This is a genomic window from Catelliglobosispora koreensis DSM 44566 (genome assembly GCF_000379685.1).
GTDB lineage: Bacteria > Actinomycetota > Actinomycetes > Mycobacteriales > Micromonosporaceae > Catelliglobosispora > Catelliglobosispora koreensis.
In genome coordinates this window covers 306,337-314,952 of the sequence record NZ_KB903252.1, presented here as the reverse complement: position 1 = coordinate 314,952, position 8,616 = coordinate 306,337, and the positions used below count along the sequence as shown (strand labels likewise).

General features: G+C 65.0%; 7 protein-coding genes and 2 pseudogenes. 2 read left to right on the top strand and 7 right to left on the bottom strand.

Annotated features, from left to right (window positions below):
* Nucleotides 1–455: 455 nt before the first annotated feature.
* The 4 genes and pseudogenes from A3E1_RS0113765 to nadA all read right to left on the bottom strand — a co-directional run.
* Nucleotides 456–953, bottom strand: a pseudogene (locus tag A3E1_RS0113765) (DUF3043 domain-containing protein); the annotation flags it as partial.
* Nucleotides 954–956: 3 nt separating this feature from the next.
* A pseudogene (locus tag A3E1_RS49125) lies at nucleotides 957–1,070 on the bottom strand (DUF3043 domain-containing protein); the annotation flags it as partial.
* Nucleotides 1,071–1,082: 12 nt separating this feature from the next.
* Nucleotides 1,083–2,408 carry a UDP-N-acetylglucosamine 1-carboxyvinyltransferase gene (gene murA / locus A3E1_RS0113760; protein ID WP_020521357.1) on the bottom strand — a complete coding sequence of 442 codons (1,326 nt, stop codon included), beginning with the start codon at nucleotides 2,406–2,408 and terminating at the stop codon, nucleotides 1,083–1,085.
* A gap of 144 nt (nucleotides 2,409–2,552) precedes the next feature.
* Nucleotides 2,553–3,695 carry a quinolinate synthase NadA gene (gene nadA / locus A3E1_RS0113755; protein WP_020521356.1) on the bottom strand — a complete coding sequence of 381 codons (1,143 nt, stop codon included), beginning with the start codon at nucleotides 3,693–3,695 and terminating at the stop codon, nucleotides 2,553–2,555.
* A gap of 112 nt (nucleotides 3,696–3,807) precedes the next feature.
* Here nadA and A3E1_RS0113750 point away from each other — a divergent pair, with 112 nt between their 5' ends.
* Together A3E1_RS0113750 and erpA are read left to right on the top strand one after the other, a co-directional pair.
* The gene (locus A3E1_RS0113750) at nucleotides 3,808–4,950 is read left to right on the top strand and encodes a glycerate kinase family protein (RefSeq protein ID WP_026208406.1); all 1,143 of its coding nucleotides are present in this window, start codon (nucleotides 3,808–3,810) and stop codon (nucleotides 4,948–4,950) included.
* Nucleotides 4,951–5,055: 105 nt separating this feature from the next.
* Nucleotides 5,056–5,406 carry an iron-sulfur cluster insertion protein ErpA gene (gene erpA, locus A3E1_RS0113745; protein ID WP_020521354.1) on the top strand — a complete coding sequence of 117 codons (351 nt, stop codon included), beginning with the start codon at nucleotides 5,056–5,058 and terminating at the stop codon, nucleotides 5,404–5,406.
* A gap of 57 nt (nucleotides 5,407–5,463) precedes the next feature.
* Here the strand turns inward: erpA and A3E1_RS40190 are convergent, their stop codons facing one another.
* Genes A3E1_RS40190 through A3E1_RS0113730 form a run of 3 tightly spaced genes read right to left on the bottom strand, consistent with a single transcriptional unit; the run spans nucleotide 5,464 to nucleotide 8,499 of the window.
* Nucleotides 5,464–6,624 carry a sugar ABC transporter permease gene (locus A3E1_RS40190; RefSeq protein ID WP_020521353.1) on the bottom strand — a complete coding sequence of 387 codons (1,161 nt, stop codon included), beginning with the start codon at nucleotides 6,622–6,624 and terminating at the stop codon, nucleotides 5,464–5,466.
* Nucleotides 6,611–7,408 carry an ATP-binding cassette domain-containing protein gene (locus A3E1_RS40185; RefSeq protein ID WP_020521352.1) on the bottom strand — a complete coding sequence of 266 codons (798 nt, stop codon included), beginning with the start codon at nucleotides 7,406–7,408 and terminating at the stop codon, nucleotides 6,611–6,613. The genes A3E1_RS40190 and A3E1_RS40185 overlap by 14 nt, the downstream gene beginning before the upstream one ends.
* Nucleotides 7,405–8,499 carry a sugar ABC transporter substrate-binding protein gene (locus A3E1_RS0113730; RefSeq protein WP_020521351.1) on the bottom strand — a complete coding sequence of 365 codons (1,095 nt, stop codon included), beginning with the start codon at nucleotides 8,497–8,499 and terminating at the stop codon, nucleotides 7,405–7,407. Before A3E1_RS0113730 ends, A3E1_RS40185 begins: the two co-directional genes overlap by 4 nt.
* Nucleotides 8,500–8,616 lie beyond the last annotated feature (117 nt).

Sequence of the window (8,616 nt, the reverse complement as noted above, 5' to 3'; positions counted from 1 at the left end):
GCTCGCTTTCCGCGCTGCGCGCTCGCTTTCCGCGCTGCGCGCTCGCTTTCCGCGCTGCGCGCTCGCTTTCCGCGCTGCGCGCTCGCTTTCCGCGCCCTCGGCTGCAAGATCTCCCCGCGCGCTGACTGAGCGGGCCTGCCGTGCGCCTGCGCCGCTGCGCGCTCGCTTCCCGTGATCCACATCCCTCCAGACGTGATCGACAGGCGGTTTGATCACGTCTCCAAGGCTGTGGATCACGCAAATGGCTGTGGATCACGATGAAGTCTCCGCGCGCAGCCATCCCGCGAGCAGACCGCACGCAGCGTAGGGGAGCCGGGGCGTCGCGGGCCTGGGAGGCGCGGACCCGAGCGTCGTCACGGGAAAAATGGCGCTTCGTGCTGTCGAACTCGTGCGGCGCCAAAACTGCTACTCAGCCGGGAAGGCCGCAACCAGGTGCGGCGTCCGAAATGATGGGTTTAGATCTTGTCGCCGACGTTGACGCGGGGCTTGGGCATGCGGAGCTTGCGGAAGGAAAGTGCGCGCATTCCGCCGTAGAAGTAAAGCGAGCCCAGGCGCTCGGTGCTCTTCGGGAACCGCTCGCGCATCATCTTCTTGATTTTGCGGCAGATGAAGAACGTGTCGACGATCATCGCTACAGCGAGGGCGAGCCAGATGATGTTGCCGAGGGCGGCGATGTACGGGTCGCCGACCATCGTCATGATCAGAACGATGAAGGCGCCGGCGAAGAAGGCCGGGCCGGCGTTGCGGCGGGAGTCGATGATGTCGCGGACCATGGCACGCTCGGGGCCTTTGTCGCGCGGGAGGAAGTAGCGCTCGTCGCCGGACTTCATGCCTGCCAGACGCTCGGCGCGCTCGTTCTTCTCCTTGGCGCGCATGCGGGCCAAGGCCTCTTTGCGGTTCTTTGGCGGCGGCTCGGCCTTACGGCGCTGCGCTACCGTGCGCTTCGGCGTGGCCCTGCCTTTTCCAGGTGTGTACGCGCGGTGTTCGACCACCGGGGACTCTTCGGCCGAGGTGTCCGGCTCAGAAGACGGCGTATCGCTGGATTTCTTGGAGAACAAAGCCACGGCAGCAAGGGTAGCTGGTCAGCGGGAGACTCTGGCACCCAGGCCAGTGAGCTTGGCCTCGAAGTCCTCGTAGCCACGGTTGATCAGCTCAACGCCGTGCACACGGGACGTTCCCTCGGCGGCGAGCGCGGCGATCAGGTGGCTGAAGCCAGCGCGCAGGTCGGGGATCGTCAAGTCGTGCGCGTGGAGCTTGGCCGGGCCGGCGATGACGGCGGAGTGACGGAAGCCCATGCGCCCGAAGCGGCAAGGTGTGCCACCGAGGCAGTCCTGGAAGACCTGGATGTTGGCACCCATCTGGTTCAGGGCGGCGGTGTAGCCGAACCGCTTCTCGTAAACCGTCTCGTGCACGACCGACAAGCCGTTGGCCTGCGATAGGGCGACGACGAGGGGCTGCTGCCAGTCGGTCATGAAGCCTGGGTGCACGTCGGTTTCCAAGGCGACCGGGCGCAGGTCACCGCCCGGGTGCCAGAACCGGATGCCACCCGTGCCCGGAGCGTCGTCGACCTCGAACTCGCCACCGATCGAGCGGAAGACATTGAGGTATGTCATCATGTCGGCCTGGCGGGCACCCCGCACGAGGATGTCGCCCTTGGTGGCCAGCGCCGCTGAAGCCCAGCTCGCGGCCTCGATCCGGTCGGGGATCGGCCGGTGAGTGAAGCCGCCAAGGCGGGGTACGCCTTCGATCTCGATCACACGGTTGGTGTGGACCTTGATGATCGCGCCCATCTTTTGCAGCAAGGCGATGAGGTCCAGGATCTCCGGCTCAACCGCGGCGTTGCTCAGCTCGGTCACGCCCTTGGCGCGGACCGCCGCGAGCAGGATCTGCTCGGTCGCGCCCACGGACGGGTAGTCGAGCGCGAACTTGATGCCGTGCAAGCCATCCGGAGCGGAAAGGTGCAGTCCCTCGGGAGCTTTCTCGACCACGGCACCGAAGCGGCGCAGCGCCTCAAGGTGGAAGTCGATCGGGCGGCCACCGATGTTGCAGCCACCGAGCTCAGGAATGAACGCGTGCCCGAGACGGTGCAGCAGCGGGCCGCACAGCAGGATCGGAATCCGGCTGGAGCCAGCGTGCACGTTGATCTCGTCGATGCCTGCCCGCTCCACATTAGACGGATCGAACACCAGCTCACCGTCGGTCGTGCCGTTGGTGACCTTGACGCCATGCAGCTCGAGCAATCCGCGCACGACCTCGACATCGCGAATGCGCGGAATGTCGAACATCCGGCTCGTGGTCTCGCCTAAGAGCGTGGCCACCATCGCTTTAGAGACAAGGTTTTTCGCGCCGCGGACTTTCACTTCGCCTTGCAAGGGTGCCCCACCCGTGACGACGAGGACGTCCGACATGCGTTGCCTCCTGATGCGCGATGAACCGTGAATGAATCCGTCGCAGCATAGCCCTGAGTGAAGCGATCCGCGATGTACGGCATGAAAAAGTAGCATGGGTGCCGCAAATCAGACACGGCACCCGAACGCTGCGTGATTTTTTGTTTACGGAAGCGCGAGCATTTGGTCCAAAGCGACCTTCGCGTAGTGCGCGGTGTCGCGGTCGACCGTGATCACATTCGGCACGCGGCCGGCGACGAGTTCCTCGAGCGCCCACACGAGGTGAGGCAGGTCGATGCGGTTCATCGTCGAGCAGTAACAGACCGTCTTGTCCAGGAACATGACCTGCTTGTCCGCGTGCTCATTGGCCAAGCGCCGCACCAGGTTGAGCTCCGTGCCAATGGCCCATTTCGAGCCAGGCTCCGCCGCCTCAAGCTTTTTGATGATGTACTCCGTTGAGCCCACGTAATCGGCAGCGGTCACCACTTCGTGGCGGCACTCCGGGTGGACGAGCACGTTAACGCCCGGGACCTTCTCGCGGACGTCGTTGACGCACTCCAGCGTGAACCGCCCGTGCACGGAGCAGTGCCCGCGCCACAGGATCACCTTGGCGTTGCGCAGCTGCTCGTCGGTCAGCCCGCCCTGCGGTTTGTGCGGGTCATAGAGCACACAGTCCTCGAGGGTGAAGCCCATCTCCAGCACGGCCGTATTGCGCCCGAGGTGCTGGTCAGGCAGGAACAGAACCTTCTCGCCCTGCTCAAACGCCCACGTGAGCGCACGCTTGGCATTTGACGAGGTGCACACGACACCCTTGTTGCGCCCGACGAAACCTTTGATGTCGGCGCTGGAGTTCATGTAGGTGACCGGGACGGTGTTCTGAGCTATCCCAAGGTCTTCGAGCACATCCCAGGCTTGCTCCACTTGCGACAGCACAGCCATGTCAGCCATCGAGCAGCCAGCCGCGAGGTCGGGCAGCACGACCTGCTGCGCCTCACTGGTCAGGATGTCGGCCGACTCGGCCATGAAGTGAACGCCGCAGAAGACGATGAACTCCGCGTCGGGGCGGGCAGCCGCTTCTTTGGCGAGCTTGAACGAGTCGCCAGTAACGTCGGCGAACTGGATGACCTCATCGCGCTGGTAGTGGTGGCCAAGCACGAAAACCCGGTCGCCGAGCGCGGCCTTGGCCGCTTTGGCTCGCTCAACCAGATCAGGGTCGCTGGCCGCGGGCAGTTCGCCCGGACAGTCGACGCCGCGCTCTGAGCCAGCGTCTTTACCGCGGCCCAGCAGAAGCAGTACGGGTGCAGTCACGGTGCCTATTGTCCCCCCGCCACGAGGTGCGCGCAGTCGGCTCCCACTGTGGCCTCGCCCACGTCGCGCTCTGGCTTGCTTGGGACGGGCGCGGGCAGAAAGATCTCTGGTCATGCGAGTGGTGATCTGCCCGGACAAGTTCGCTGGCACGCTGAGCGCGGTCGAGGCGGCCGAAGCGATAGCGCAAGGTTGGCGCAACGTCGCGCCCAACGACGAACTCGTCCTGCGACCGATAGCCGACGGTGGCCCCGGTTTCGTCGAGGTCCTGCACAAGGCGCTCGGTGGGTCGCTGCTCGAGGTGCCGGCAACTGACCCGCTTGGGCGTCCGGTCGCGGGACAGGTGCTCATCGTGGGGGAGACGGCCTACATCGAGAGCGCACAAGCCACCGGGTTACATCACCTGAGCCCGGCGGAACGCGATCCCAAAATCACCACGACGCGGGGTCTCGGAACCCTTGTGCGGGCTGCGATACGCGCGGATGCCAAACGAATCGTCATCGGGCTCGGTGGTTCCGCTACGAACGATGGCGGCGCAGGAATGCTCGGCGAACTGGGCGTATACGCGCAGAGCGAGATCGGGATCCCGTTTCCGGCCGGTGGGCAGTGGCTGGCGCAGTGCGCGTCGCTTGGGTGGGTGCTAGGGAATGTGCCCCTGAAGCGGATGCAGGAACAGGGTGTGGAGATCATCGGGGCGTCGGATGTGGACAGTCCGTTGACGGGGCCATCGGGTGCTTCCGCGGTTTACGGTCCGCAAAAGGGAGCGACCCCGCAAGACGTTGAGCTGCTCGACGCCGCGCTGGCGAACTGGGCCACGGTGCTGGAGCGTGACCTGCCCACCTGCCCGCCGAAGCTCGCGGAACTTCCTGGCGGGGGAGCGGCCGGTGGACTTGGCGCCGCGATCTTGGCGATCGGCGGGCGGATCGTCTCCGGGATCGATCTCATCAGGGATCTGACCGGCCTGGACGGTGCGATCGCTGGCGCGGGAGTGGTGATTACCGGTGAGGGCTCGTTCGACTACCAGTCGTTGCGGGGCAAAGTGATCGCGGGTGTGGCGGCGGCCGCACGTGATGAAGGCATCCCGTGCGTGGTGCTCGCGGGCCGGGTGACGACTGGCCGCCGTGAGCAGGGCGCCGCGGGCGTGACCGAGGCACATTCGCTCACGGATCACTTCGGAAGCACGGAACAGGCGATGGCCGAGCCGGCCCGTGGGCTCCGCGAGCTCGCTGAGCGGGTCGCACGCCAGCACGTGGCGTAGGTCACGGCAGGCATGAGGCTAGTTGGCCGTCGACGCTCGGGAATTAGGGGCAGGTGAGCTAGCGTTACGGGGTACGACACTGGCACACGTAGCTTTGGAGCGATAGTGACCACCGAAACCACCACCGACACCACCGGCATCAACCTCACCGAGGTAGCCGCGGTCAAGGTCAAAGCCCTGCTTGAGCAGGAAGGCCGCGACGACCTGCGGCTGCGGGTCGCCGTGCAGCCGGGTGGCTGCTCCGGCCTGCGGTACCAGCTCTTCTTCGACGAGCGCGAGCTCGATGGCGACGTGGTCAAGGACTTCAACGGCGTTGGAGTCGTTGTCGACCGGATGAGTGCCCCTTACCTCATGGGCGCCACGATCGACTTCGCTGACCGCATCGACGCTCAGGGCTTCACGATCGACAACCCGAACGCTGGCGGTTCCTGCGCCTGCGGCGACTCGTTCCACTGAGCTTCCCGAAAGGGCCGCTCCCGAGACTCGGGGGCGGCCCTTTCGCTGTCCGTGGGTTTAGGCCCGGCCGTGGGCTTTGCGGCCGCGGCGGGACAGTGCGTCCAGGATGACCGCCGCTAGCAGCACCGCTGCGGTGATCATGAGGCGGATCGACGAGTCGAGCTGAAGCAGGAACATGCCTGACGTGATCGAGCCCAGGACGACGGTGCCGAGCAGGGCGCCGTAGGTGCTGCCCCGGCCGCCGAACAGGCTGACTCCACCGATGACCGCGGCCGCGATGGCGATGAGCGTCGTGTCGTTGGCGCCGGTCGACTGGCCAGCGGAGTAGCCGCGAGACGCGAGCATGATCCCGCCAAACGCCGCGAGCAGGGACGCCAGCGCGAACACGGAGATCCGGATCGCGGTGATGTTGATGCCCGCTCGCCGTGCCGCTTCGGCGTTCCCGCCGACCGCGAATATGCTGCGTCCGTATCGCGTGCGCTTCAGCACGAAATCCACCAAGGCCGTGATGCCCACCAGGATGATCAACGCCAGCGGTACCCCCTGCCATGAATTAAGGACCGCGACGGCCGCACCGATGAGGATGGCTAGACCCACCACCCGGATCAGAGCCTGGGTTAAGGAAATCGCCGGAAGGCCCGCGGCCAGGCGGCGCGAACGGTTGAAGAACACGGCCGCCGCGTAGATGACTATCGCCAGGATCGCGATGATCCAGCCTGCCGCCGGGCTGAGGTTGGTGTGCGTGATTTTGGCGATCGTGCCGTCATAGGGAAGGTTGATGGTCCCTTCCGGACGGAGCAGGAACAGCTGTAACCCAAGCCAGCCAATGCTTCCCGCCAACGTAACGACGAACGCGGGCACGCCAAGCTTGGCGAAGATCGTGCCCTGCAAAACGCCGATCAGCGCACCAAGCACGAGCACCGCGATGATGGCCGCGATGTCGCCCCAGCCATGCCGAATCGTTAGCACGGCGAGGGTCGCCGCTCCGAGACCGGCCACGGAACCGACCGACAGGTCGATCTCACCGAGCAGCAGGACCAGGACGATCCCGATGCTGATCGTCCCGAGCGCGGCGACCTGAAGCGCCAGGTTGGACAGGTTCTGTGCCGTCAGGAAGCGGTCGTTGAGCAGCTGGAAGACGGCCCAGATGACGAACAGGCCGATGATGACCGGCCAGGCACCCAGCTCGCCTGAGCGCAGGTTCTTAAGCGGGTTCACTGGCGTCACCACCGTCAGCTTCGGTATGGCGTGCCTTACGGCGGGATACGGCGTTGTCGAGCGCGCCAGTGATGGCTTGCACGATTTCTTCCTGTGAGGCTTCGCCCGCGCGGAACGACCCGGCGTTCTTGCCGAGGCGCAACACTTCGACCCGGTCGGCTACCGCTTTGACGTCGGCCAGGTTGTGGCTGATCAGAATGACGGCGAGGCCACGTTTCTTCAGCGTGTCAATGAGATCGAGCACTTCGGCGGTCTGGGCCACGCCAAGGGCGGCGGTCGGCTCGTCGAGCAGCACGACCTTCGGATCGCCCAAAAGCGACCGTGCGATCGCGACAGACTGCCGTTGCCCACCGCTAAGGCCAGCCACCGGAATCCGCACGCTCGGAATGCGTACCGAAAGGCTGGTAAGCAATTCCGTGGCCTGCTTCTCCATCCGGATCTCGTCGAGGAGACCGGCTTGCGTGCGTTCCTGGCCCAGGTACAGGTTGCCGACGACGTCGAGATTGTCGGCCAGGGCGAGGTCCTGGTACACGGTGGCGATGCCCAGGTGCGTGGCGTCGGCCGGTTTGGCGATGTTGACCGGCTTGCCCTCCCACCGGATCTCGCCGGTGTCGGCTGGGCCGACCCCGGCGATCACCTTGATGAGCGTCGACTTGCCGGCACCGTTGTCCCCGACCAGGGCGACGACTTCGCCCCGGTACACGTCGAGGGCCACATCGGACAGTGCCTGGACCGCGCCGAACCGCTTAGAAATGCCCGACAGGGCTAGAACCGGCTGGTTCACGAAATTCCCGCGTCGGTGCAAGCCTGCGCGAACTGTGCGGTGCAGATCTGTGCAGGCGTGTAGAAGCCGTCCTTGATGACGGTGTCCTTGATGTTGTCTTTCGTGACGGCGACTGGAGTCAGCAGAACCGAGGTGACGTCCTTGGTTCCGTTGTTTTTCATCACGGTCGACTCACCGGAGTAGGTCTGGCCGGTCGCGGCGGCGATCGCCATCGCGGCGGCCACTTCGGCCTCGGGCTTGATGGCCTTGTAGACCGTCATGTACTGGTCGCCGGTCAGCAGACGCTGGATGGCGGCCAGTTCGGCGTCCTGTCCCGTGACGGGCGGGATCGTGGTGAAGCCGCCGCCCTTCATCGCGGCGATGGCGCCACCGGCGGTGCCGTCGTTAGCCGCGTAGACACCGATGACCCGGTCCCGCCCGATGGCCGTGATGGCCTGCTCCATTTCTTGCTGAGCCTTATCGGGCGACCAGTCCGGCGTGTCGTACTCCTGGCCGATGTTGACCTTGCCGTCCAATACGGAGTGCGCGCCGGCCTTGAAGTCGGCGGCGTTCGGGTCGGTCGGCGAGCCGTTGATCATGACGATGTCGCCGCGTTTCGGGTCGGCACCGTCCTTGCTGAGCGCGTCGAGCAGGGCCTGTCCCTGGACCTGGCCAACCTTGTTGTTGTCGAACGAGACGTAGTAGTTCACGGGACCGGAAGCCAGCCGGTCGTAAGCCACCACGGGAACTTTCTGGTTCTGTGCGTTGGTAACGATGCCGCCGGCCGCCTTGGCGTCCACGGCGTCGAGGATGAGCACCTTGACACCCTGGGTGAGCATGGCCTCGGCCTGGGACTGCTGCTTGGCGCTGTCCTGGTCGGCGTTTTGGTAGAGCACCTCACACTTGGGGCACAGCTCCTTGAGCTTGGCCTCCATGTAGGGCTTGTCGAAGGTTTCGTAGCGAGTGGTCTTCGATTCGGGGAGCAATAGGCCGATCTTGAAGCCTTGCTCGACGCTCGCGTCGCCCGTGCTAGTTCCGTTATCTGAGCTGGTGCTGCAGGACGCGATCGTGAGAGCCGCACCCAGCAGTATCGATGACATGATCATGCGCATAGCCCTATTATGTGCACTTTGTCCACAATTTCGGGCAAGAATCGACCATGAGTCAGCTTGAAGTCAGGAAACCTAAGCCAACCTTGTTAGGGTGACCCGTTGTCGCGTCCACATCGA

Coding starts and splice junctions, on each gene's coding strand:
- murA (WP_020521357.1), bottom strand. CDS start 2,408: ATGTCGGACGTCCTCGTCGTCACGGGTGGGGCACCCTTGCAAGGCGAA.
- A3E1_RS0113750 (WP_026208406.1), top strand. CDS start 3,808: ATGCGAGTGGTGATCTGCCCGGACAAGTTCGCTGGCACGCTGAGCGCG.
- A3E1_RS0113730 (WP_020521351.1), bottom strand. CDS start 8,499: ATGCGCATGATCATGTCATCGATACTGCTGGGTGCGGCTCTCACGATC.